Genomic DNA, 24,334 nt, shown 5'->3' with positions numbered 1-24,334 from the left:
ATCAGATGACCACTTCGACGCCCTCGCCGGGTGCTTTACCTGACACCCGTTCGGATTCCAGGGCCTGCTGAAGAATGATCACGGCCGCTGCCTGGTCGATGACCGATCTGCCCTTTTTGGATTTCACTCCGGATGCGCGCAGTCCCTGACTGGCCGTCACGGTCGTCATCCGCTCGTCGACGAGCCTGACCGGAACGGGCGCGATCCCCCGGGCGAGCTCCTGGACGAAGCCGCGGACCTTCACGGCGGCCGGGCCCTCGCCCCCCTTGAGGGAGCGAGGGAGACCGACGACGACCTCGATCGGTTCGTACTCCTCGACCAGCTGCTTCAGCCGGCGCTGGGCCGCCGGGACGTCCCGGCCCGGGACCGTCTCCACCGGGGTGGCGAGGATCCCGTCCGGGTCGCACGAGGCGACCCCGATACGGGCGTCCCCGACGTCGATCGCGAGCCTGCGGCCTCGGCGCATTACTTGGCCGTCTCCCCGACCGTGCGCTCCACGGCGTCCACGGCCGCACCGATCGCGGCCGGGTTCTGGCCGCCGCCCTGGGCGACGTCCGGCTTGCCGCCACCGCCGCCACCGAGGGTCTTGGCGGCCGTGCGGACCAGGTCACCGGCCTTGAGACCGCGCTCGCGGGCGGGCTCGTTGGTGGCGATGACCGTCAGCGGCTTGCCGTTGTTGACGGTGAAGAGGGCGACCACGGCGGCCCGGCCGCCCTGGATGCGGCCGCGCACGTCGAGGACCAGCTTGCGCAGGTCGTCCGGGGTGGTGCCGTCCGGGACCTGCCCGGTGACGACGGCGATCCCGCGGACGTCCTTGGCGGACTCGGCGAGACCGGCGGCGGCCTGGAGCACCTTCTCCGCGCGGAACTTCTCGATCTCCTTCTCGGCGTCCTTCAGCTTGCCGAGCATGGCGGAGACCTTCTCCGGGAGCTCCTCCGGACGGCCCTTGATCAGCTCCTGGAGCTGGGCGACGACGGTGTGCTCACGGGCGAGGAAGTTGTACGCGTCGACACCGACGAGCGCCTCGATACGGCGGACCCCGGAGCCGATCGACGACTCACCGAGCAGCTTGACCAGGCCGAGCTGCGAGGTGTTGTGCACGTGGGTGCCACCGCACAGTTCCTTGGAGAAGTCGCCGATGGTCACCACGCGGACCCGCTCGCCGTACTTCTCGCCGAACTCGGCGATGGCGCCCTGCTTCTTGGCCTCGTCGATGCCCATGACGTCGGCGCGGACGTCGAGGTCGCGGGCGAGCACCTCGTTGATCTTCTGCTCGACGTCGGTCATCACGGCGGTGGGAACCGCGGACGGGGAACCGAAGTCGAAGCGGAAGCGGCCGGGCTGGTTCTCGGAACCGGCCTGGGCGGCCGTGGGGCCGAGGGCGTCGCGCAGGGCCTGGTGGGTGAGGTGGGTGGCCGAGTGGGCGCGGGCGATGGCCGTGCGCCGGCGGTTGTCGATGGAGGCGTGGGCCTTGGCCCCGACGGTCACCTCGCCGAACTGGACGACGCCCTTGTGGACGTAGACGCCCGGGACCGGCTTCTGGCAGTCGCGGATCTCGATGACGGCACCGGAGTCGACCTTGATCTTCCCGGTGTCGCCGATCTGGCCGCCGCCCTCGGCGTAGAACGGCGTGCGGTCCAGGACGATCTCGACCTCGTCGCCCTCGGTGGCGGCCGGGGAGGAGGCGCCGTCGACGAGGATGCCGACGATCGTGGACTCGCTCTCGGTGTCCGAGTAGCCGAGGAACTCGGTCGCGCCGGCCTGGTCGGCGATGGCCCGGTAGGCGCCCGCGCCGGCGTGGCCGGTCTTCTTGCCCTGGGCGTCGGCCTTGGCGCGCTCCCGCTGCTCCTTCATCAGGCGGCGGAAGCCGTCCTCGTCCACGGACAGGCCCTGTTCGGCGGCCATCTCCAGGGTGAGGTCGATCGGGAAGCCCCAGGTGTCGTGGAGCAGGAACGCCTTGTCACCGGCGAGGACCTTGCCACCCGCCAGCTTGGTCTCGGTGACCGCCGTGTCGAGGATGTTGGTGCCGGCCTTCAGCGTCTTGAGGAAGGCGTTCTCCTCGGCGACGGCGACCTTCTCGATGCGCTCGCGGTCGGTGACCAGCTCCGGGTACTGCTGCCCCATCATGGCGATCACGGTGTCGACGAGGTCGAGCACGACCGGGCCGGTGGCACCGAGCAGGCGCATGTTGCGGATGGCGCGGCGCATGATGCGGCGCAGGACGTAGCCGCGGCCCTCGTTGCCCGGGGTGACACCGTCGCCGATGAGCATCACGGAGGTGCGCATGTGGTCGGTGACCACGCGCAGGGAGACGTCCGAGTCGTGGGCGTCGCCGTAGGCGACACCGGTCAGCTCGGTGGCCTTCTTGATGACGGCCATGGAGGTGTCGATCTCGTACATGTTCTGCACGCCCTGCAGGATCATCGCCAGGCGCTCGAGTCCGAGGCCGGTGTCGATGTTCTTGCTGGGGAGCTCGCCGAGGATCTCGAAGTTGTCCTTGCCGATGCCCTCGCCGCGCTCGAACTGCATGAAGACGAGGTTCCAGATCTCCACGTACCGCTCGTCGTTGACGGCGGGGCCGCCCTCGACACCGAACTCGGGGCCGCGGTCGTAGTTGATCTCGGAACAGGGACCGCAGGGTCCGGGGACGCCCATGGACCAGTAGTTGTCCTTCATGCCGAGGCGCTGGATGCGCTCCTTGGGCACGCCGACGACCTCGTGCCAGATGCGCTCGGCCTCGTCGTCGTCCTTGTAGACGGTGATCCACAGACGATCGGCCTCAAGGCCGTAACCACCCTTGTCCTGGGGGCTGGTGAGCAGCTCCCAGGCGTACTTGATGGCGCCTTCCTTGAAGTAGTCGCCGAAGGAGAAGTTGCCGCACATCTGGAAGAACGTGCCGTGCCGGGTGGTCTTGCCGACCTCTTCGATGTCCGGCGTGCGCACGCACTTCTGGACGCTGGTGGCGCGGTCGAAGGGCGGCTTGACCTCACCCAGGAAGTAGGGCTTGAAGGGCACCATGCCGGCGGGGACGAGGAGCAGAGTCGGGTCGTCCGCGATGAGCGACGCCGAAGGGACGACGGTGTGCCCGCGCTCCTCGAAGAAGCTCAGCCAGCGGCGGCGAATCTCGGCCGACTCCATCAGTGGTCCTCATTCCGGTTGTACGAATGCCTGGTGTACGTCGTGTTCTCGATGGCGGCGATGCGCCTGGGGGCGGGAAGCTCGGGATCCTCGCGGACACCGAGGGCGTCCGTCAGCTCGGCCTCCCGCTGGGCCATGTTGTCGCGCACGTCGAGCGCGAAGCCGACCGCGCGGTCCTTGAGCCGGCCGCCCGTCTCGATCGCCTTGTTGGCCGCAGTGACGGCGAGGTTCTCGGGAGTCAGCTGCTTCAGCTTGCGATTCACCTTGGTGGTGGCCCAGACACCCGCGGCCACGCCCGTGGAGAACCAGAAAGTACGGCGGAACATCTCTTGAGCCTCAGCCCTTCTTGCCTCGGCCCCGGGAAACCGTCCGGCCCACGATCACGGTACGCCGGGAGGATTTCGGGGGCACGTCGTCGTCCTTGCGGCCGCTGATCGCGCGGCGCACGCCGTAGCCGAAGGCCGCGACCTTGACCAGGGGGCCGCCGAAGGTGGAGGCGACGGTGGTGGACAGCGCGGAGGCGTTCGACGTGACCTCCTGGACGTCCGAGGCGATCGCGTCGACCCGCTCGATCTGGGTCTGCGCGGAGCGCACCGCGGTGGAGGCCTCGGCCAGCAGCGGGACGGCCTGGTCGGTCACGTCCGCCACGAGCTTGGTGGTCGCCTTGAGCGTCTGGGCCAGCCTCGCCAGCGCGACGGCGAGGAAGGAGACCAGGATCGCCCAGAAGACGGCCACCAGGATCCCGGCAACCTCTCCACCGGACACTGTGTGCACCCGCTCCCTGAATCCGTGCTGTCTATGGAAAAAGTCTCCGCCGAGCCTATCGCGCCGGGGACGAGGGTCCGCACCGGATTACCCCTCGCCCGCGCCCGGGTTGTCCATGACGATTGTACGGAGTGCATACGCTTCAGTACGCTCCGTGTTCCATGCACAGTCATCAGCCCGACGACACCGAGGTGAACCGCAATCTGCCCCTGGAGCTCGACGGCTTCGTGGGCCGCCGCGCGGAACTCCCGGAGCTGGCACGGGCGCTGGACGCCTCGCGGCTGGTGACGGTGACGGGCCCCGGCGGTATCGGCAAGTCGCGGCTGGCGGCACGGGTGGCGGGCGGCCTGCGCACCCCGCCCGACGGGGTGTGGCGCGTCGAGCTGGCCGCCGTGCGCGACCCGGAGTTCGTCGACTACGCCGTCGTGGAGACGCTGGGTCTGACGGACCACACCGCCCGGCTCCCGCGCGAGACGCTGCTGACCCACCTGGCCGGGCGTCGGCTCCTGCTGGTCCTCGACGGTTTCGAGCATCTGGTGGACGCGTGCGCGGCGCTGGTCGCCGACCTGCTGGGGCAGGTTCCGGGGCTGACCGTCCTCGCCGTGGGACGCCGGCCGCTGCGGGTCGCCGGGGAGCAGGTCTTCGCGCTGGGCCCGCTGCGCGAGGACGAGGCCGTGGAACTGTTCGCGGAGCGGGCCGGACGGCAGGGGGTGACGGTCGGCGAGGATCCGCATGTGCGGGAGCTGTGCCGGCGCCTGGACGGCATTCCGCTGGCGATCGAGCTGGCCGCGGGCCGGCTCGGGGCCCTGTGTCCCGGGCAGTTGCTGGAGCGGCTCGACGACCGGTTCCGGCTGCTGACGGGCGGCGGCCGGGACACGCTGCCCCGCCATCGGACACTGCGCACGGCGATCGGCTGGAGCCACGAACTGTGCACGCCCGAGGAGCGGTTGCTGTGGTCACGGCTCTCGGTCTTCGCCGGCCGGTTCGACCTGGAGGCCGCCGAGTACGTGTGCAGCGGCGGCGGGCTGCACTCCGACGACGTACTCGACGTCCTGTCCGCGCTGCTCGCCCAGTCGGTGGTGGCCCGCGAGGAGACCGCGACCGGCGTGCGCTACCGGATGCTCGACACGGTCCGGGCGTACGGCGCCGAGTGGCTGGAGGCCACGGGCGACGCGGTCCGGCTGCGCAGGCGGCACCGCGACTGGTACGTGGGCCTGGCGACCTGGTGCGAGCTGGACTGGTTCTCCCCGCGGCAGAACGAGGTGGCCGCGCGGATCGAGGCCGAACTGCCCAATCTGCGCGGCGCCCTGGAGTACTGCCTGACCGAGCCGGACGGGGCGGAGCTGGCCCGGCATCTCGCCGGCTCCCTCTGGTTCTGCTGGGTGGGCTGCGGCCGGCTCTCGGAGGGACGGCACTGGCTGGAGCGCAGCGTCGAGTTGGAGCCGGGCCCCGAGCACGCCCGCCTGAAGGCCCTGTGGGTCCTCGGCTATGTGGCGATCCTCCAGGGCGACACCGTGCCGGCGCTGGCGGCGCTGGAGGAGTGCCGGACGGAGGCTGAGCGGTCCGCGAACGCGACGGCCGAGGCGTACGCCGAGCACCGCTCGGGCTGTCTGGCTCTCGTCTCGGACGACATGCCCCGCGCGGAGCGGCTGCTGCGCTCGTCCCTGGAGCGCTACCAGGAGATCGGCGAGCTCAACAGCAACGTGCTGATGGCCCAGGTCGAGCTGGCGATGGCCCGCGCCTTCCTGGGCGATCTGCCGGACGCGGTCCGGCTGTGCGAGGACGTGCGCCGGGTGTGCGAGGACCACGGCGAGCGCTGGGCGCGGTCGTACGCCCTGTACGTCCTGGCGTACGCGGCCTGGAGCGAGGGGGATTCGGGCCGCGCGCGTGAGCTGCTCACCGACTGTCTGGCCTGCGCGCACGCCTTCCACGACCTGCTGGGCTCGGTGCTGTCGATCGAGCTCCTGGCCCTGGTCACGGTGACCTCGGGCGACGCGGCCGAGGCCGCCGTGCTCCAGGGTGCGGCGGCCGCGCTGTGGCCGTCGGTGGGCCTGCCGCTGTTCGGCTCGGCCTACTACAACGCCCCGCACGAGCTCTGCGAGGCGACGGTTCGGGAGCGGCTCGGCGACGAGCGGTACGAGGAGTGCGTACGACAGGGCCGGGCGCTCGGGCGGGAGGCGGCGGTGTCCCGGGCGCTGGGCCGTGCCCACCCGGCGGGCGGGCTGCCGGCTCCGCGGGGCCGCGAGCGGCACACCGACGTGGCCCACGGCATGCAGCAGCCCGCCGCCTCGCCCACCCGGAAGGGCGGGGAGACGGCGGGCTGAGGTGGTGCGGGTGCTACGGCCTGCGGGTGATCAGCGGGCGTAGTACTCGACGACGAGCTGCTCGTCGCAGATCACCGGGATCTCCTTGCGGTTCGGCTCACGGTCCAGGCGGAACGCCAGGGCCTTGAGGTTCACCTGGAGGTAGCGCGGGGTCTCGCCCTCCGGGGCGAAGCCGCCCTCACGGGCGATCGAGAAGAGGGTCTTCTCGCGGCTGCGCTCGCGGACCATCACGACGTCGTCGGGACGGACGCGGAAGGACGGCTTGTCGACCTTCTGGCCGTTGACCTCGATGTGGCCGTGGACGACCATCTGGCGGGCCTGGTAGATCGTGCGGGCGATGCCCGAACGCAGGACCAGGGCGTCGAGACGACGCTCGAGCTCGATGACCAGGGCCTCACCGGTCTTGCCCTGGGTCTTGGCGGCACGCTCGTAGGCGCGGACGAGCTGACGCTCGGACACGTCGTACTGCGCGCGCAGACGCTGCTTCTCGAGCAGACGGACCTTGTAGTCCGAGTTCTGCTTGCGGCCACGGCCGTGCTCACCCGGGGGGTAGGGACGGGCCTCGAAGTACTTGACGGCCTTCGGGGTCAGCGCGATGCCGAGGGCACGCGACTTCTTGACCTTGGGGCGGGGCTGGTTCGCCACAATCTCTCATTTCTCGGTGTTCGGCTCGTCAGGGTTATGGGAGGTCGCAATCCGCAGCCGGGGAAACCCGCCGGGTCCGCGAAGGACCTGGTGGGCAGCCGCTCCCCTGGTCTGGGCACATACGTGCAGCACGCGAGTGGCCCACCGACCTTTCCCGTCATGCGACGGGTGGTGGTGGGCTGCCCGCGACACCATTCGAACGGTGCGCGACGCTCCTGGAACCCACTGGGGTTCCGGCTGACCGTCCCGTTCTGACTGCACGGGACACAGCACTTCGAGGGATTCTACAGGGTGCTCAGGACCGCTTGCGACCGAGGTGCCTGCGGGTCCACTCCACCGCGTCCGCGTACCGGGCCTCGGCGCCGTGCCGGGTGGGTTCGTAGTACTCGCGGTCCTTGATGGCGTCCGGGGCGTACTGCTGCTCGGCGATCCCCTCGGGCAGGTCGTGCGGGTAGACGTACCCCTGCGCGTGCCCGAGCTTGGCGGCGCCCTTGTAGTGGCCGTCCCGCAGATGCGGGGGCACCGGCCCGGCCAGTCCCTTGCGCACGTCCTCCATGGCGGCGCCGATCGCCATGGTCGCGGCGTTGGACTTCGGGGCCAGGGCGAGGGCGATGGTGGCGTGGCTCAGCGTCAGCGCGGCCTCGGGGAAGCCGATCATCGCCACGGCCTGGGCGGCGGCGACGGCGGTGGGCAGGGCGGTCGGGTCCGCGAGGCCGATGTCCTCGCTGGCGGAGATCATCAGGCGGCGGGCGATGAAGCGGGGGTCCTCGCCGGCCTCGATCATGCGGGCCAGGTAGTGCAGGGCCGCGTCCACGTCGGAGCCCCTGATGGACTTGATGAGGGCGCTGGCCACGTCGTAGTGCTGGTCCCCGTCGCGGTCGTACTTCACGGCCGCGCGGTCGACCGTCTCCTCCAGCGTGGTGAGGGAGATCTCCGGCTCGCCCTTGTCGAGCGCGGCCCCGGCGGCCGCTTCCAGGGCGGTCAGGGCGCGGCGGGCGTCGCCGCCGGCGATCCGCAGGAGGTGGTCCTCGGTGTCCTCGGGGAGGGCGACGGCGTCCTTCAGGCCGCGCTCGTCGCTCAGCGCCCGCTTCAGAAGCCCTCGGAGGTCGTCGTCGGTGAGGGGTTCGAGGGTCAGCAGGAGCGACCGGGACAGCAGGGGCGAGATCACCGAGAAGTACGGGTTCTCGGTGGTGGCCGCGATCAGGGTCACCCAGCGGTTCTCGACCGCGGGCAGCAGGGAGTCCTGCTGGGCCTTGCTGAAGCGGTGGATCTCGTCGAGGAAGAGGACGGTCTCCTTGCCGAAGCCGCCGGTGGCGCGGCGGGCGCCCTCGATGACCGCGCGGACCTCCTTGACGCCGGCGGTGATCGCGGAGAGCTCCACGAAACGCTTGTTCGTCGCCTTGGAGACGACGTACGCCAGGGTCGTCTTGCCGGTGCCGGGCGGGCCCCAGAGGATCACCGAGGAGGGACCGGCGGGACCGCCGCTGCCCTCGCCGACCAGCCGGCGCAGCGGCGAGCCCGGCTTGAGCAAATGCTGCTGGCCCACGACCTCGTCGAGGGTGCGGGGGCGCATCCGGACCGCCAGGGGACTGCCGGCCGGGTCCTTCTCCTGGCGCTCTTCCGCCGCGGCGGTGAACAGATCGGGCTCCACGCTCAAAACCCTATGTCACGCCACTGACAACGCCCCAAGGCTCAGGCCCAGAGCTTGTCGCCCCAGCGGGTCAGGATCATCATCGCGATGATGCCGCAGTGTGTGACCGGCAGGACCCAGGTGAACTCGGCGAGGAACCGCTTGAGCCAGCCCGGGGACGGCAGCAGGTCGTTGCGGATGTTGAACGAGGTCAGGTACCAGAACATCGTGATCGTCGCGACCCAGGCCAGCGAGCACCACAGGCACAGGGCGTTGATGCGGTACAGCGACTGGAACTGGAGCCAGGTCACGAAGGCCACCCCGAACAGGGTGCCGAAGTTGAAGGTGAGCCAGTACCAGCGCGGGAAGCGGGCGCGGGTGAGCAGGCTCACGCCGACGCAGATGACGATGCCGTAGCAGACGAGGCCGAGCATCGGGTTGGGGAACCCGAAGGCGGCGGCCTGCTTGCTCTCCATCACGCTGCCGCAGGAGACGATCGGGTTGAGGGAGCAGCTCGGCGTGAACGTCTTGCCGCTGACCTTGCCCTCAAGGATCTTGAACTTGTCGATCGTGATGACCCACGCGGCGAGCAGTCCGGCGGCACCGGTGATCACCATCAGCAGCGCGAAGGCACGGCTGCTGCCCACCGTCCGGGGCGCGGCGTCGGGGCGCGCCGACGAGGGCTCAGGATCCGTGGAGACGTCTTTCACTGTGGTCTTGCTCATCACGCCGATCCGTCTGCTTGAGAGTTGGACCTTCTTCGGGCAGGGGCCATTGTGCCGCACACGGCGGCTTGTCCACCGTTCGGTGGACATAAGGAAGTACGCACGGTCGTCCCCGAGCGTTCGGTTCCGGCCGAGGCTCAGGGGCATGACCACACACGCGAACGAACTCGCGGTGCACGTTCGAGGGCTGCGCAAGCGGTACGGCGAGGTGACCGCGGTCGACGGGATCGATCTCGGCATCCGCACGGGCGAGGTGTTCGGCCTGCTCGGACCCAATGGCGCGGGCAAGAGCAGCACGGTGGAGATCCTCCAGGGCAACCGGGACCGGGACGCGGGCGAGGTGTCCGTGCTCGGCGCCGACCCGGCGCACGCCACGCGCGCGTGGCGATCCCGTGTGGGAATCGTCTGGCAGGACGAATCCGCGCCCGCCGAGTTGACGGTCGCGGAGACCGTCCGGCATTTCGCCCGCTACTACCCGCGGCCACGGGACCCCGAGGAGGTCATCGGGCTGGTGGGCCTGGAGGGCAAGGCGGGCAGCCGGATCAAGGCCCTGTCGGGCGGTCAGCGCCGGCGCCTCGACGTGGCGCTCGGTGTGATCGGCGACCCCGAGCTGCTGCTCCTGGACGAGCCGACGACCGGTTTCGACCCGGCGGCCCGGCGCCAGTTCTGGGACCTGATCCGCAAGCTCTCCGTCGAGGGCACGACGATCCTGCTCACCACGCACTACCTGGAGGAGGCCGAGGCGCTCGCCGACCGGCTGGCCGTGGTCTCCCGGGGCAGGGTCGTCGCCGAGGGCGAGCCGGCCGCCCTGCGGGAGCGGTACGGCTCCGGTGCGACCGTCGAGTGGAACGAGCCGGACGGTGCCCCGCGCGCGGTGGCCACGGACACCCCGACCAGGACGGTCGCCGAGCTGATGCGCCGCTTCGACGGCGAGATCCCGGGGCTCCAGGTCAGCCGCCCCACGCTGGAGGACGTCTACCTCCGGCTCACCGGACAGGAGGACGCGCGATGACCGCGACCGCCGTACGGCCCCGTACCGAAAGGCTGCCCGGTGTCTGGGGACTGGGGCTGCGGCGGGGCGCCCTGGAGATCCGGCAGTTCTTCCGCCAGCGCGACCAGGTGGTGTTCACCTTCGCCTTCCCGGTGGTCTTCCTGTTCCTGTTCGCGTCGATCTTCAACGACGACGTGGAGGGGGCGGGCATCAAGGCCTCGCAGCTGTACGTACCGGCGATGATGGCCGCCGGCATCATGTCGACGAGCTTCCAGTCGCTCGGCGTCTCGATCGCCGTGGAGCGGGACGAGAAGGTGCTGCGCCGGCTGCGCGGGACGCCGATGCCGCCGGCGGCGTACTTCCTCGGCAAGATCTGGCTGGTTCTGGTCACCGGCGTCCTGGAGACGGCGATCCTGCTGCTCGTCGGCACCACGCTCTACGACGTCGCCCTGCCCTCGGACGCCGGCAGGTGGTGCGCCTTCGCCTGGATCTTCGTGCTCGGCCTCACGGCGTGCGCGCTGCTCGGCATCGCGGTCAGTTCGGTGCCGGGGTCCAGCAAGAGCGCGAGTTCGGTGGTCGTCCTGCCCTTCCTGGTCCTCCAGTTCATCTCCGGGGTGTACATCGCGATCGACACGATCCCCGACTGGATGCTGAACATCGGTGCGCTGTTCCCGCTGAAGTGGATGTGCCAGGGGCTGCGCGGGGTGTTCCTGCCGGACTCCGCGCAGGTTCTGGAGCAGGCCGGCGGCTGGGAGTTCGGGCGCACCGCCCTGGTGCTGGGGGCGTGGTGCGTCGGAGGATTGCTGCTGTGTCTGCTGACCTTCCGGTGGAAGAACCGGCGCGAGGGATGAGCGGTCCGGCGGACGCCGGGGGCGCGTACTCCTGGGAGCGCTCCTTCCGGCTCTGGGACACCTACTTCGCGTTGATCTGGCTGGCGACCCTGGTGTTCGTGCTGGGCACGGGACAGCCCGGGTGGCCGGTCCGGGCGACCGCGGCGGCGCTGCTGGTGCCGCTGGTCCCGCTCTTCGTACGGGTCGGGCGGCCGCTGCTGCGGCAGGATCCGCCCGACGCACGCGAGACGCTCCTCTACATCGGCACGATGATGGCGCTGTTCCTGCCCTCGGCGATCCTGGTGGGCGAGACCCGGCTGATGACCTTCGCCCTCGTCCCCCAGTGCTTCATGACGCTGCGGATGCGGTGGGCGCTGACCGCCGTCGCCGTGATCAGTCTCGCTCCCGTGGTGGGCTGGGCGCTGCTGTGGTGGCCGAGCGACCAGGACGTCTTCTTCAACGGGCTGTTCGCCCTCGTCACCCTGGTCTTCTCGGTGGCCGTGGGCAGCTATGTCATCCGGATCATCGAGCAGAGCCAGGAACGGGCGGCCCTGATCGCCGAGTTGGACACGAGCCGGCACGAGGTCGCGCGGCTGTCGGCGGTGCAGGGGGCGCTGACCGAGCGCGAGCGCATGGCCCGGGAGATCCACGACACCCTCGCGCAGGGCTTCACCAGCCTGCTGATGCTGATCCAGGCCGTCGAGGCCGAGCTCGACCACGACGTGCCGCAGGCCCGCCGCCATCTGGCCCTGATGGACGAGACGGCCCGGCTGAACCTCGCCGAGGCACGGGCCCTGGTCGCCGACGGCACCCCCGCCGACCTGGAGGGTTCCTCGCTGCCGGACGCCCTGTTCCGGCTGGCGGCCCGGCATGCCGCGAAGCTCGACGTGACCGGGCGGATCCGTCCGCTGCCCGCGGGTTCCGAGGTCGTCGCCCTGCGCTCGTGCCAGGAGGCGCTCACCAACTGCCGCAAGCACGCGGGACGTTCGGCCACCGTGGGGATCGGTCTCGACTACGCCGACGACAGCCTCACCCTCTTCGTGCGGGACGACGGTCACGGCTTCGACCCGGGGGCCGCCCGTGACGGCTACGGTCTGGCGGGGCTCCGCGCCCGCGCCGCCGAGGCCGGCGGGACGGTCCGGGTGCACAGCTCCCCCGGCGACGGCACCACGGTCACCGTCCGCCTGCCCGTACCGCCCCCGAGGAGCCGTCCATGATCCGGATCATCCTGGCCGACGACCATCCCGTCGTACGGGAGGGCCTGCGGGCCATGCTGACCGCGGAGCCGGACCTGGAAGTGGTCGCCGACGCGTCCAGCGGGCCGCAGGCGGAGGCGCTGGCCGCGCAGCTCCGGCCCGACATCGTGCTGATGGACCTGCGGATGCCGGGCGGCTCGGGCGTGGAGTCGATCGTGCGGATGACGGAGGCGGGGCTGCCCTGCCGGGTGATCGTCCTGACGACGTACGAGACGGACCGGGACATCCTGCGGGCCGTGGAGGCGGGGGCGGCCGGCTATCTCCTCAAGGACCTGCCCCGCGCCGAACTGGCGGAGTCGGTACGGGCCGCCGCGCGCGGCGAGACGGTCCTGGCGCCCTCGGTCGCCGCCCGCCTGGTCGACCAGCTGCGCACCAGGCCGGCCCGGCCCCGGCTCTCGGAGCGCGAGACGGCGGTGCTGCGCCTGGTGGCGGAGGGCTGCACCAACGCGGAGATCGGACGCAGGCTGTTCATCGGCGAGTCGACGGTGAAGACCCATCTCCTGCGTGTCTTCGCCAAGTTGGGCGTGGACGACCGGACGGCGGCGGTGACGAGCGCCATGCGGTTCGGGCTGCTGGAGTGAGGGGGACTCGCCCCCTCACTCCGTCGCGCTCAGCCCAGTCGTGACTCCAGCTCCGCCACGATCTCGTTGACCCCGACCGCCGACTGCTCCCCGGACTCCATGTCCTTGAGCTGTACGACGCCCTCGGCGAGGTCGCGTTCGCCGGCGACGACGGTGTAGCGGGCGCCGCTGCGGTTGGCGTTCTTCATGGCGCCCTTGAGGCCCTTGGCGCCGTAGGAGAAGTCCGTCGCGATGCCCAGCTTGCGGAGCTCGATGACCTTGCCGAACAGGATCCGGCGGGCCTCCTCCCCCAGCGGCACCGCGAACACGCTGGTGGTGGAGGGGAGTTCGAGCTCGACGCCCTCCGCCTCCAGGGCGAGGACCGTGCGGTCGACGCCGAGCGCCCAGCCGACGGACGGCAGCGCGGGGCCGCCGATCATCTCCGACAGCCCGTCGTAGCGGCCGCCGCCGCCCACCGCGGACTGGGAGCCCAGACCGTCGTGGACGAACTCGAAGGTCGTACGGGTGTAGTAGTCGAGGCCGCGCACCAGCTTCGGGTCGTCCTCGAAGGCCACGCCCGCCGCGGTGATCAGCTCACGGACCTCCTCGTGGTACGCCTTGCAGGCGTCGCAGAGGTAGTCGCGCAGCAGGGGCGCGTCGGCCAGCTGCTTCTGGACGTCCGGGCGCTTGTCGTCGAGGACGCGGAGCGGGTTGATGTCCGCGCGGCGCAGGGTCTCCTCGTCGAGGTCGAGACCCCGCAGGAAGGTCTGCAGTGCCTCCCGGTACACCGGCCGGCACTCCTTGTCGCCCAGGCTGTTGAGCAGGATGCGGAAGTTCCTGAGGCCGAGCGAGCGGTACGCCTGGTCGGCCAGGATGATCAGCTCGGCGTCCAGCGCCGGGTCCTCCGCGCCGATCGCCTCGGCGCCGACCTGCGAGAAGTGGCGGTAACGGCCCTTCTGGGGGCGCTCGTAGCGGTAGTACGAGCCGGAGTACCAGAGCTTGACCGGGAGGTTGCCCGCCTTGTGCAGGTTCGCCTCCAGCGCCGCCCGCAGTACGGAGGCGGTGCCCTCGGGACGCAGGGCGAGCTTGTCGCCGCCCTTGGTCTCGAAGGCGTACATCTCCTTGGTCACGATGTCGGTGGACTCACCGACCCCGCGCGCGAACAGCTCGACGCTCTCGAAGCCGGGCGTCTCGATGTAGCCGTAGCCGGAGGTGCGCAGCGGAGCGGCGATCGCCTCGCGGACGGCCAGGAACTTGGCGCTGTCCGGCGGGATCAGGTCGTACGTGCCCTTGGGGGCCTGAAAGGTGCTCACGAAGTCTCTCGTCACATTCCTCGTCGGGGAGGGGTGTGCGAACCCTCTCCCTGGCCGGCGGCCACGTCCCGCAGATACGGGTTGGTGGCACGCTCCTGGCCGATGGTCGTCTGGGGGCCGTGGCCGGACAGCACCACGGTCGAGTCGTCGAGCGGCAGGCACACGCGCGCCAGCGAGTCGAGCATCTCGGCCATGTCACCGCCGGGCAGGTCGGTGCGTCCGATGGAGCCGGCGAACAGCAGATCCCCGGAGAAGAACACGGAGGGGATCTCCGCGGTCTCGGGCATCCGGAAGGTCACCGACCCCTTGGTATGGCCGGGCGCGTGCGCGACGGACAGTTCCAGGCCCGCCAGCTCCAGCTTCACGCCGTCGGTCAGCTCCTTGACGTCGTCCGGCTCTCCCACGGTGATCTCGCCCATGAGCGGCATCCCGACGGAACGCCCGAGACCCATCGACGGGTCCTTCATCATGTAGCGGTCCTCGGGGTGGATCCACGCCGGTACTCCGTGCGCTCCGCAGACCGGGACCACCGAGGCCACGTGGTCGATGTGGCCATGGGTGAGGACGACGGCGACGGGCTTGAGCCGATGCTTCTTCAGCGCTTCCTCGACGCCTTCGGCGGCCTGGTGGCCGGGGTCGATGATCACGCACTCCTCACCGGCGGCGGGGGCGACGAGATAACAGTTCGTCCCCCAGGCCCCGGCGGGGAACCCGGCAATGAGCACGATCGTCCTCGTTTTGTGTCGGTACGGGCGGTCTTCCGGGCGGCTGCCCCAGTGGTCAGAGCCTACCGGCGCTGCCGATTCCTCAGCGAACCCATATACGGTACGGGGCACACGCAGGCGGTCGGTTCATAGGACGCATGCGTGCCGGTCGGCGGACGAGACGCATGAGGAGAGAACCCCGTGGTCACCCAGGAACAGCGGAAGCGGCAGCTCGCGCGGGAGAAGTTCTTGCGGCAGCAGCAGCGGCGCACGGCCGCGCGCCGCAAGGCCCGTGTACGCAACTCTGTGATCGCGTCGGTGCTCGGCGTGATCCTGGTGGGCAGCCTGGCGCTCTACACGTCCGGAGTCATGAAGGACGACGACAAGGCCAACGCGAGCGCGGAGGCGACCCCGAGCGCGCAGGCGACCAGCAAGGCGCCGGACCCGTGCGAGAAGGCCGCCGCGGGCAAGGTCAAGACGGCGACCTGGAAGAAGGAGCCGGCGATGTCCATCGACAAGTCGGCGAAGTACACCCTGGACCTCGCCACCACCTGCGGCAAGATCGACATCGCGCTGAAGGCGTCGGCGGCCCCGCACACCGTGAACTCGTTCGACTTCCTCGCGAACAAGGGCTTCTTCGACCACACCAAGTGCCACCGGCTCACCACCAACGGCATCTACGTCCTGCAGTGCGGCGACCCGACGGGCTCCGGCAGCGGCGGACCGGGCTACACCATCCCGGACGAGAACCTGAAGGACAAGAGCCTCAAGTCCAACGTCTACCCGGCGGGCACCGTGGCCATGGCGAACACCGGTCAGGCGCACACCGGCGGCAGCCAGTTCTTCCTCGTCTACCAGGACAGCCAGCTGCCGCCGAGCTACACCCCGTTCGGCACCATCTCGGAATCCGGTATGAAGGTGCTGAAGAAGATCGCCGCGGCCGGTGAGAGCACCGGAGCGGGCGACGGCGCACCGAACGCGACCGTCGTGATCAACAAGGCGACCGTCACCGAATCCTGACCGTCAAGTGCGAAATTTCGGTCGCGCGGGATGCGGACAGGCAACCCGCCGGTCGCCTATGTTGGCCGTGACGAAACTGTGGACGATGCCCGGGGGCGGGGAAGCCTCCCGCAGGCATCATGTGGAGGAGGCGCTGTGAGCAGCGACCCGTGGGGCCGCGTCGACGAGACGGGGACCGTGTACGTGCGTACGGCCGACGGCGAGCAGGTCGTCGGTTCCTGGCAGGCCGGCACCCCCGAGGAAGCCCTGGCCTACTTCGAGCGCAAGTACGAGGGCCTGGTTGTCGAGATCGGCCTCCTCGAGAAGCGAGTCAAGACCACCGACCTGTCGGCGAAGGACGCTACTGCGGCCATCGACCACATCCGCGAGCAGGTCGACGCGCATCACGCGGTCGGCGACCTGGAAGCGCTCAAGGTGCGGCTGGACAAGCTCGTGGAGACCGTCGACAAGCGTCGCGAGGAGCGCAAGCAGCAGCGCGCCAAGCAGTCCGACGAGGCCCGGCACGCCAAGGAGGCGCTGGTCGTCGAGGCGGAGGAGCTGGCCCAGTCCGACCAGTGGCGGGCCGCCGGTGAGCGGCTGCGGGCGCTGGTGGACACCTGGAAGGGGCTGCCGCGCCTGGACCGCAAGTCCGACGACGAGCTGTGGCACCGCTTCTCGCACGCCCGCTCGGCCTTCTCCAAGCGACGCAAGGCCCACTTCGCCTCGCTGGACGCGCAGCGCGAGGAGGCCCGCAGGACCAAGGAGCGGCTGGTCGGCGAGGCCGAGGCACTGTCCGGCTCGACGGACTGGGGTCCGACGGCCGCGCGCTACCGCGAGCTGATGGCCGAGTGGAAGGCCGCCGGCCGCGCCCAGCGCGAGCACGAGGACGACCTGTGGAACCGCTTCCGCGGCGCCCAGGACGTGTTCTTCGCGGCCCGCAGCTCGGTCTTCGCCGAGCGGGACGCCGAGCAGACCGAGAACCTCAAGCTGAAGGAGGAGCTGGCCGAGGAGGCCGAGAAGCTCCTGCCGATCGGCGACCTGAAGAGCGCCCGCGCCGCCTTCCGCACGATCAACGAGCGCTGGGAGGCCATCGGCCACGTCCCGCGGGACGCCCGGCCGAAGGTCGAGGGCCGGATGCACGCGGTCGAGCGCGCCCTCCAGGAGGCCGAGGAGACCGAGTGGCGCCGGACCAACCCGGAGGCACGCGCGCGTGCCGCGGGTCTGACCGGCCAGCTCCAGGCCGCCGTGGACAAGCTCCGGGGCCAGATCGACCAGGCCCGCGCCCAGGGCAACAACGCCAGGGCCGACAAGCTGGAGCGTGAGCTGGAGGGCCGCCAGGCACTCCTGGACCAGGCGCTCAAGGGTCTTGAGGAGTTCGGCGGCTGACCGAAAGCCGTACCTGCGGAAGGGCCCCGGTTTCCCGGGGCCCTTCCGTGCGTCTACGTCCGGTTCCGCGCCGAGGTCACGCGGTACACGTCGTACACGCCCTCGACTCCCCTGACCGCCTTCAGGACGTGACCGAGGTGCTTCGGGTCGCCCATCTCGAAGGTGAAGCGGGAGGTGGCGACGCGGTCGCGGGAGGTCTGCACGGCCGCGGAGAGGATGTTGACGTGCTGGTCGGACAGGACACGGGTGACGTCGGAGAGGAGCCGGGAGCGGTCCAGGGCCTCGACCTGGATGGCGACCAGGAAGACCGAGGACTGTGTGGGCGCCCACTCGACCTCGAGGATCCGCTCGGGCTCCCGGGACAGTGACTCCACGTTGACGCAGTCGCTGCGGTGAACCGATACGCCACTACCCCGGGTGACGAAGCCGATGATCGGGTCGCCGGGCACGGGGGTGCAACAGCGGGCCAGCTTGACCCACACGTCCTCGACGCCCTTGACGATGACGCCCGGGTCGGCGTTGGAACGCCGCTTGCGGCGGCTGCGGCTCGGCGGAACCGCCTCGTCGATCTCCTCGGTGGCCGCCTCCTCGCCGCCGAGGGCGGAGACGAGCTTCTGCACGATGTTCTGCGCGGAGACATGCCCCTCACCGATCGCCGCGTACAGGGCGGAGATGTCGGAGTACCGCATCTCGTGCGCGAGCGTGACCAGGGAGTCACCGGTGAGGATGCGCTGGATCGGCAGGTTCTGCTTGCGCATCGCGCGGACGATGGAGTCCTTGCCCTGCTCGATCGCCTCGTCGCGGCGCTCCTTGGAGAACCAGGCACGGATCTTGTTGCGGGCCCGCGGCGACTTCACGAAGTTCAGCCAGTCCCGGGACGGTCCGGCCCCGGGCGCCTTGGACGTGAAGACCTCGACGAGGTCGCCGTTGTCCAGGGTCGACTCCAGCGGTACGAGGCGGCCGTTGACGCGGGCTCCTATGGTGCGGTGGCCCACCTCGGTGTGCACCGCGTAGGAGAAGTCCACCGGGGTGGCACCGGCCGGCAGCGCTATGACATCGCCCTTGGGGGTGAAGACGAAGACCTCGTTGCGCGAGAGGTCGAAGCGCAGGGACTCCAGGAACTCGCCGGGGTCCTCGGTCTCCTTCTGCCAGTCGAGGAGCTGGCGCAGCCACGCCATGTCGTTGAGGTGGTCGTCCTTGCCGGTGGTCCTCGGCTGGTCCGAGCGGACCTTGGAGGTGCCGGCGACGGCCTCCTGCTTGTACTTCCAGTGCGCGGCGATGCCGTACTCGGCGCGGCGGTGCATGTCGAAGGTGCGGATCTGCAGCTCGACCGGCTTGCCGTTGGGCCCGATGACCGTCGTGTGCAGCGACTGGTACATGTTGAACTTGGGCATCGCGATGTAGTCCTTGAACCGGCCGGGGACCGGGTTCCATCGCGCGTGCACGGTGCCGAGGGCGGCGTAGCAGTCGCGGACGGTGTCGACGAGGACGCGGATGCCGACCAGGTCGTAGATCTCCGCGAAGTCGCGGCCGCGGACGATCATCTTCTGGTAGACGCTGTAGTAGTGCTTCGGCCGTCCGGTGACGGTGGCCTTGATCCGGGCCGCGCGCAGGTCGGACTGCACCTCGTCGGTCACTATGGCCAGGTACTCGTCACGCTTGGGCGCCCGCTCGGCCACCAGCCGTACGATCTCGTCGTACATCTTGGGGTAGAGGATCGCGAAGGCGAGGTCCTCCAGCTCCCACTTGATGGTGTTCATGCCGAGGCGGTGGGCGAGCGGAGCGTAGATCTCCAGCGTCTCGCGCGCCTTCTTCTCCTGCTTCTCGCGCTTGAGGTAGCGCATGGTGCGCATGTTGTGCAGGCGGTCGGCGAGCTTGATGACCAGGACGCGCGGGTCCTTGGCCATGGCGACGACCATCTTGCGCACGGTCTCGGCCTGCGCGGCCTCGCCGAACTTGACCTTGTCCAGCTTGGTGACGCCGTCGACGAGCAGCGCGACCGAGTCGCCGAAGTCGCGGCGGAGCTGGTCCAGGCCGTACTCGGTGTCCTCGACCGTGTCGTGCAGCAGGCCGGCCATCAGCGTGGCCGGGTCCATGCCGAGCTCGGCCAGGATGGTGGTGACGGCGAGCGGGTGCGTGATGTACGGGTCGCCGCTCTTGCGCTTCTGGCCCCGGTGCCAGCGCTCGGCGACCTGGTAGGCCTGCTCGATCTTGCGCAGCGTCGCCGTCTCGATCTTCGGGTCGTTGCTGCGCACTATCCGCAGCAGGGGCTCCAGGACCGGGTTGTACGGGTTGGAGCGCTGGACACCGAGACGGGCGAGGCGGGCGCGGACGCGGTTGGAGGAGCCGGTACGGGCGGGCTGGCCGGCGTTCGGGCGGGGCGCGGGGGCCGACTGCGCGGGGCTCTCGGCCGGGACCGGCTTGGGCCGTACCGACTCGGCGGGCTTGTCGACGGGCGCGGACTGGGCGTGCTCGACCGGCCCGCGGGCGTCGTTCGTCGCGGTCTTCGCGTCCGGCGCGGGCTTCGCCGCGGGCGCCGAGGCGGGCTCGGGCTTGGCGGCGGTCAGTGGCTGGGCCTCGTCTGGCAAGAGGACTCCTCGTGCGCGATCCGGGTCCCCCGGTCAGGCTCCGGAGAACCCATGGTAGCGATCCTGCGCCCCGGCATCGCCTTCAGGCCGATGTGAGGGACGTCAACCTCTGCAACGCGAGGGGCGGCCGTCGGCATTCCGGAGCGTGCGGCGCACCCGCCGTGGTGGCCGGCCGCACGGTTCCCGCGCCCCGGTGAGCGCGGAACGGCCGCCCCGGGAGGTACCGGGACGGCCGTTCTCGTACTGCGTCGGCAGGGTCAGACCACGAGCAGTGCTTCCAGGGGAGCACCTCGGAGGGCGGGCTCCAGACGGGCACGGCCGCTCAGGAAGCCCAGCTCCATCAGCACCGCGAGGCCCGCCACCTCGGCGCCCGCGCGGCGGATCAGCTCGATGGACGCCTCGGCGGTACCGCCTGTGGCCAGCACGTCGTCGACGATCAGGATGCGGTCGTCGGCGGACAGGTCCTCCGCGTGCACCTCGATCTCCGCCGAGCCGTACTCCAGGTCGTAGGCCTGGCTGAGGGTCGCCCCGGGGAGCTTGCCCGCCTTGCGCACGGGGATGAAGCCGAGTCCCGCGCGGACGGCGACCGGGGCGCCGAGGATGAAGCCCCGGGCCTCCAGACCGACGACCTTCGTGGCACCGGTGCTCGCGGCGACCGCGGCCAGCGCGTCGGTGAGCGCCGTGAACGCCGCCGGGTCCGCCAGGAGCGGGGTGATGTCCTTGAACATCACCCCCGGCTCCGGGTAGTCGGCCACATCGCGGATCCGGCTGAGCAGCAGCTCCTCGATGCCGGTCATCGGCGCTTGCCCGAGGGACGGCCGCGGCCACGGCCGCGGGAGGCGGGCTGGGTGCGCGGACCGACCACCGCGTGCGTGGAGTCCTCCGGCTCACCGTCGTCCTCGAAGTCGCCCCGGACCTCGGCGAGCTCCTCCTCGGCAGTGGCCTGCGAGCGCTTGGCCAGGACCCGCTTCTTGAGGGCCTTCATCGCCGGCTCGCGCTCCTTGAGGTCGGCGACGAGCGGCGTGGCGATGAAGATCGAGGAGTACGCACCGGCGGCGAGACCGACGAACAGCGACAGCGAGATGTCGTTGAGCGTGCCCGCGCCGAGGAAGCCGCCACCGATGAACAGCAGGCCCGCCACCGGAAGCAGCGCGACCACCGTGGTGTTGATCGAGCGGACCAGGGTGCCGTTGATCGACCGGTTGGCGATGTCGCTGTAGGTCCAGCGGTTCTGCTTGGTGATGTCCTTCGTCTGCTCCTTGAGGGAGTCGAAGACGACCACCGTGTCGTAGAGCGAGTAACCGAGGATGGTCAGCAGACCGATCACCGTGCCCGGCGTGACCTCGAAGCCGACGAGGGCGTAGATGCCGACCGTGATGGTGATGTCGTGGATCAGGGCGACGAGGGCCGCGATGGCCATGCGCCACTCGAAGGCGATCGCCAGGTAGATCACGACGAGGACCATGAAGATCGCCAGACCCTGCCAGGCCTTGTTGGCGATCTGGTCGCCCCAGCTCGGTCCGACCAGGTCGGCGGCGATGGTCTCCGGGTCGACCTTGAAGTCCTTGGCCAGGTCCGTCTTGATCTGGTCGGACTGCTGGGTGTCCATGCCGGCGATCTGGATGCGCAGCGTGCCGTTGCCGAGCTTCTGCACGACGGCGTCGTGGCCGGAGGCTTCCTTCGCGTAGTCCTCGGCCTGGGAGACCGAGACGCTGGTCTTCTCGGTGGTGAAGACCGCGCCGCCCTGGAAGTCGATGCCCATGTTGAGGCCGCGTACCGCGAGGCCCACGATCGCCGTGATGGTGATCAGGATCGAGATGCTGTACCAGAGCTTGCGGTGGCCGATGAAGTCGTAGCTGATCTCGCCACGGTGCAGTCGGGCGCCGAGGTTGCCGAGCTTCGACATGCTCACGCCTCCTTCGTGTGGGCGGGGGCGGAAGGACGGCGGGTGCGGCGCAGCGGCGGCTTGGCACCCAGGCTCTTCGGGTCGAGACCGGACCACTTGCTGCCGCTCGCGAAGAACTTCCGGCGGGCCAGCAGCGTCATCAGCGGCTTGGTGAAGAAGAAGACCACGACCACGTCGAGCACGGTGGTCAGACCGAGCGTGAACGCGAAGCCCTGGACCTTGCCGACCGTCACGATGAACAGCACCGCGGCGGCGAGGAACGACACGAAGTCGGAGACCAGGATGGTGCGCCGGGCACGCGGCCAGGCCCGCTCGACGGCGGGGCGCAGCGAGCGGCCCTCGCGGATCTCGTCCCTTATGCGTTCGAAGTAGACGATGAACGAGTCCGCGGTGATACCGATGGCGACGATGGCACCGCACACGGCCGGCAGGTTCAGCGCGAAGCCGATGGCCGGGCCGAGCAGCGCCATGAGCACGTAGGTGAGGATGCCGGAGACCAGCAGCGAGGCCATCGCGACGAGCGACAGACCCCGGTAGTAGGCCACCAGGTAGATCACGACCAGCAGGAGGCCGATGGCACCGGCGAGCAGACCGGCGTGCAGCTGGTCACCGCCGAGCGCCGCGGTCACCGTGGTCACGCTCTGCTCCTTGAAGGAGAGCGGGAGGGCGCCGTACGACAGCATGTTGGCGAGGTTCTGCGCCTCGTCCTGCGTGAAGCTGCCGGAGATCTGGGCGCTGCCGCCGGTGATCGAGGAGCTGACGTAGGGGCTGGAGACGACCTCGCCGTCGAGGACGATGCCGAACTCGTTCTGCGGCTGGGTGTTCTTCGCGAGCTGGCCCGTGATGTCCGCGAACTTCTTGGAACCCTTGCCGTTGAAGGTCATCGTGACCTGCCAGCCGGCGGCGGTCTGCGTGTCGAAGACCGCCTGGGCCTTCTTGACCTCGGTGCCGTCGACGGCGGCCGGGCCGAGCAGGTACTTGTACCAGACGCCGGAGCTCTCGCCGCAGCCCACCGTGGTGTCGCCGGGCTTGGCGCCCTTGCCCGCGGTGGTGCGCTGCTCCTTCTTGGAGCAGTCCAGGGCGGTGTACTGGGCCTGGAGCTTGGCCTCGGCGGCGGACGGAGCGGTGCTCGCGGGGGCCGACGGGGAGGCGGAGCTCGAAGCGCTCGCGGACGCCGACGGGGTGGAGTCGGCCTTCAGCGCGTCGGTGACGGCGCGGCCCTGCGAGGTGGCGGAGGCCGACGGGGAGGACGACGAGGTCGCCTTCTCGCCCGTGGAGCCGGACTTGCTCGCGGAGGGGCTCGGCGAGGCGGTCGAGGAGCCGCTGGCGGAGGGGCTCGGCGAGGCCGCGGCGCTGCCGGTGGCGTCCTGGGCCAGGACCGGACGGAAGTACAGCTTGGCGGTGGTGCCGACCTGGGCGCGGGCCTCCTTGGAGTTGGTGCCCTTGGGGATGTTCACGATGATGTTGCGGTCACCCTGGGTCTGCACCTCCGCCTCGGAGACGCCCAGGCCGTTGACACGACGGTTCATGATCTCGACCGCGGTGTCCATGTTGGCCTTGTTGATCGCGGACCCTTGGTCGGCCTTGGCCTCCAGCGTGATGCTGGTGCCTCCGGCAAGGTCGATGCCGAGGCGCGGGGTGGTGTGTCCGGAGAGGAACATTCCACCGGTGAGCGCCACGATGGCGATCAGGATCAGGGCCAGCGTGCGCCCCGGCTTGCTCTGGGCACTCGCGCTCCGGCCCCTTTTAGGTGCTGCCACCTTCTCGTACTCCCTCTCGGGCCGCTCTCGCGCCGGTCGGCGGGCGGGCGGCCATGACTGGTGTCGGGATCCCGTGCGAGCCGCGCAGGTCCGGGGCGCGCCGAGCTGGCGGCGCGCACCCCGGAGTGCGACTACTTCGCGTCGGAGTCGCCGTCGGTCTTCTTCGGCTCGTCGTCCGACTTCGCCTCGGCGGCCTCGGCGGGCGCGTCGTCCGCGGGCTCCTCGGCCGTGTCCTTCTTACCGAGATCGACGGACTTCTCGTCGGAGGCGGCGGCAGCTTCGTCGGCGGACTCGTCGGTCTCGGTGAGGGAGGAGGCGTCGTCCGGGACGACGTCGGATTCGGACTTCAGGTCGTGCTCGATGCCGTGCACGATGCGGTTGTACTCGTCGTCGGTCAGGACGGCACCGATGGCGTTCTTCGCGAAGAGAAGATCGACGCCGGGAGCGGCGTCGAGGAGGACCGTGTCCTCGTTGACCTCCTTGACCGTGGCGTACATGCCCCCGATGGTGCGGACGCCGCTGCCGGGCTGCATGTCGTTCCGCATGCTCGCGGCCTGCTGCTGCTTCTTCTTGGCCGAGCGGGTCATCAGGAACATGGCCCCGATGAGCACGATGAACGGGAGGAGGGTCACGAGACTCACGGGTCGGTACTTCCTTCACGCGACCGCGAAGTGAGCGGCCTGATGGTTGGGGGTATGCATGCCGCCGACAAAGGCGGCATCGGCGGAGTCTAAGCGAGTCCGCGCGCATGGAACAACGCTCAGCATCGCACCTGGGTTCCGGACCCGGCCAATGCTTCGCCGTCACAAAGGCA

At 70.1% G+C, this 24,334-nt stretch carries 21 protein-coding genes; 7 read left to right on the top strand and 14 right to left on the bottom strand.

What is annotated here, in order from left to right; genetic code table 11:
* Window position 1: 1 nt before the first annotated feature.
* From ruvX to AQI94_RS36130, 4 genes are read right to left on the bottom strand one after another with little or no spacing between them, the layout of a single operon-like run.
* Window positions 2-466, bottom strand: a complete 465-nt coding sequence (ruvX, locus tag AQI94_RS36145) for a Holliday junction resolvase RuvX (protein ID WP_031056400.1) — start codon at window positions 464-466, stop codon at window positions 2-4.
* The gene (gene alaS, locus AQI94_RS36140) at window positions 466-3,138 is read right to left on the bottom strand and encodes an alanine--tRNA ligase (RefSeq protein WP_031056399.1); all 2,673 of its coding nucleotides are present in this window, start codon (window positions 3,136-3,138) and stop codon (window positions 466-468) included. Before alaS ends, ruvX begins: the two co-directional genes overlap by 1 nt.
* Window positions 3,138-3,464 (bottom strand): hypothetical protein, encoded by a 327-nt coding sequence (locus AQI94_RS36135; protein ID WP_031056397.1) that lies wholly within the window; start codon window positions 3,462-3,464, stop codon window positions 3,138-3,140. The genes alaS and AQI94_RS36135 overlap by 1 nt, the downstream gene beginning before the upstream one ends.
* Before the next feature lie 10 nt (window positions 3,465-3,474).
* On the bottom strand, window positions 3,475-3,912 hold the full coding sequence (locus AQI94_RS36130) for a DUF948 domain-containing protein (protein WP_107064325.1): 438 nt from the start codon (window positions 3,910-3,912) through the stop codon (window positions 3,475-3,477).
* 152 nt (window positions 3,913-4,064) lie between these two features.
* Between AQI94_RS36130 and AQI94_RS36125 the strand changes: the two genes are divergently transcribed.
* Window positions 4,065-6,227 (top strand): ATP-binding protein, encoded by a 2,163-nt coding sequence (locus AQI94_RS36125; RefSeq protein ID WP_062230135.1) that lies wholly within the window; start codon window positions 4,065-4,067, stop codon window positions 6,225-6,227.
* A gap of 30 nt (window positions 6,228-6,257) precedes the next feature.
* Here AQI94_RS36125 and rpsD read toward each other — a convergent pair whose 3' ends face one another.
* The 3 genes from rpsD to AQI94_RS36110 all read right to left on the bottom strand — a co-directional run bounded on the left by rpsD (window position 6,258) and on the right by AQI94_RS36110 (window position 9,227).
* Window positions 6,258-6,872: a 30S ribosomal protein S4 gene (gene rpsD, locus AQI94_RS36120; protein WP_007380699.1), complete on the bottom strand. Its 615-nt coding sequence runs from the start codon at window positions 6,870-6,872 to the stop codon at window positions 6,258-6,260.
* 295 nt (window positions 6,873-7,167) lie between these two features.
* The gene (locus AQI94_RS36115) at window positions 7,168-8,523 is read right to left on the bottom strand and encodes a replication-associated recombination protein A (RefSeq protein ID WP_031048317.1); all 1,356 of its coding nucleotides are present in this window, start codon (window positions 8,521-8,523) and stop codon (window positions 7,168-7,170) included.
* 41 nt (window positions 8,524-8,564) lie between these two features.
* A complete protein-coding gene (locus AQI94_RS36110) occupies window positions 8,565-9,227 on the bottom strand; it encodes a vitamin K epoxide reductase family protein (RefSeq protein WP_031048321.1) in 663 nt (220 codons plus the stop codon).
* A gap of 145 nt (window positions 9,228-9,372) precedes the next feature.
* Here AQI94_RS36110 and AQI94_RS36105 point away from each other — a divergent pair, with 145 nt between their 5' ends.
* Genes AQI94_RS36105 through AQI94_RS36090 form a run of 4 tightly spaced genes read left to right on the top strand, consistent with a single transcriptional unit; the run spans window position 9,373 to window position 12,885 of the window.
* Window positions 9,373-10,239, top strand: coding sequence for an ABC transporter ATP-binding protein (locus tag AQI94_RS36105; RefSeq protein WP_031048325.1), 867 nt, complete (start codon window positions 9,373-9,375; stop codon window positions 10,237-10,239).
* Window positions 10,236-11,069, top strand: coding sequence for an ABC transporter permease (locus AQI94_RS36100; RefSeq protein WP_031048328.1), 834 nt, complete (start codon window positions 10,236-10,238; stop codon window positions 11,067-11,069). Before AQI94_RS36105 ends, AQI94_RS36100 begins: the two co-directional genes overlap by 4 nt.
* Window positions 11,066-12,265, top strand: a complete 1,200-nt coding sequence (locus tag AQI94_RS36095; protein WP_031048332.1) for a sensor histidine kinase — start codon at window positions 11,066-11,068, stop codon at window positions 12,263-12,265. The genes AQI94_RS36100 and AQI94_RS36095 overlap by 4 nt, the downstream gene beginning before the upstream one ends.
* Complete coding sequence (locus tag AQI94_RS36090) at window positions 12,262-12,885, top strand: response regulator (RefSeq protein WP_031048334.1); 624 nt, start codon at window positions 12,262-12,264, stop codon at window positions 12,883-12,885. The genes AQI94_RS36095 and AQI94_RS36090 overlap by 4 nt, the downstream gene beginning before the upstream one ends.
* A gap of 29 nt (window positions 12,886-12,914) precedes the next feature.
* Here AQI94_RS36090 and hisS read toward each other — a convergent pair whose 3' ends face one another.
* Window positions 12,915-14,177 carry a histidine--tRNA ligase gene (gene hisS / locus AQI94_RS36085; RefSeq protein WP_031048336.1) on the bottom strand — a complete coding sequence of 421 codons (1,263 nt, stop codon included), beginning with the start codon at window positions 14,175-14,177 and terminating at the stop codon, window positions 12,915-12,917.
* A gap of 11 nt (window positions 14,178-14,188) precedes the next feature.
* Window positions 14,189-14,902, bottom strand: a complete 714-nt coding sequence (locus AQI94_RS36080; RefSeq protein ID WP_031048337.1) for an MBL fold metallo-hydrolase — start codon at window positions 14,900-14,902, stop codon at window positions 14,189-14,191.
* 180 nt (window positions 14,903-15,082) lie between these two features.
* On the opposite strand from AQI94_RS36080, the gene AQI94_RS36075 reads away from it, so the two are divergent.
* Both AQI94_RS36075 and AQI94_RS36070 read left to right on the top strand, forming a co-directional pair.
* A complete protein-coding gene (locus tag AQI94_RS36075) occupies window positions 15,083-15,901 on the top strand; it encodes a peptidylprolyl isomerase (protein ID WP_031048339.1) in 819 nt (272 codons plus the stop codon).
* Window positions 15,902-16,036: 135 nt separating this feature from the next.
* Complete coding sequence (locus tag AQI94_RS36070; protein WP_031048341.1) at window positions 16,037-17,266, top strand: DUF349 domain-containing protein; 1,230 nt, start codon at window positions 16,037-16,039, stop codon at window positions 17,264-17,266.
* 53 nt (window positions 17,267-17,319) lie between these two features.
* Here the strand turns inward: AQI94_RS36070 and AQI94_RS36065 are convergent, their stop codons facing one another.
* From AQI94_RS36065 to yajC, 5 genes are all read right to left on the bottom strand, one after another.
* Entirely contained in the window at window positions 17,320-19,854 is a 2,535-nt protein-coding gene (locus AQI94_RS36065; protein ID WP_062230132.1) for a RelA/SpoT family protein, read from the bottom strand.
* Between the two features lie 257 nt (window positions 19,855-20,111).
* Window positions 20,112-20,651, bottom strand: a complete 540-nt coding sequence (locus tag AQI94_RS36060; protein WP_031043168.1) for an adenine phosphoribosyltransferase — start codon at window positions 20,649-20,651, stop codon at window positions 20,112-20,114.
* Window positions 20,648-21,760 (bottom strand): protein translocase subunit SecF, encoded by a 1,113-nt coding sequence (gene secF, locus AQI94_RS36055; protein ID WP_031043165.1) that lies wholly within the window; start codon window positions 21,758-21,760, stop codon window positions 20,648-20,650. Before secF ends, AQI94_RS36060 begins: the two co-directional genes overlap by 4 nt.
* Window positions 21,761-21,762: 2 nt before the next feature.
* Window positions 21,763-23,520 carry a protein translocase subunit SecD gene (secD, locus tag AQI94_RS36050; protein WP_031043163.1) on the bottom strand — a complete coding sequence of 586 codons (1,758 nt, stop codon included), beginning with the start codon at window positions 23,518-23,520 and terminating at the stop codon, window positions 21,763-21,765.
* Between the two features lie 131 nt (window positions 23,521-23,651).
* Entirely contained in the window at window positions 23,652-24,161 is a 510-nt protein-coding gene (yajC, locus tag AQI94_RS36045; RefSeq protein WP_031043162.1) for a preprotein translocase subunit YajC, read from the bottom strand.
* Window positions 24,162-24,334 lie beyond the last annotated feature (173 nt).

The sequence above is a fragment of the Streptomyces pseudovenezuelae genome, from assembly GCF_001513955.1.
GTDB lineage: Bacteria > Actinomycetota > Actinomycetes > Streptomycetales > Streptomycetaceae > Streptomyces > Streptomyces pseudovenezuelae.
This window is presented reverse-complemented; position numbering and strand designations above follow the sequence as displayed.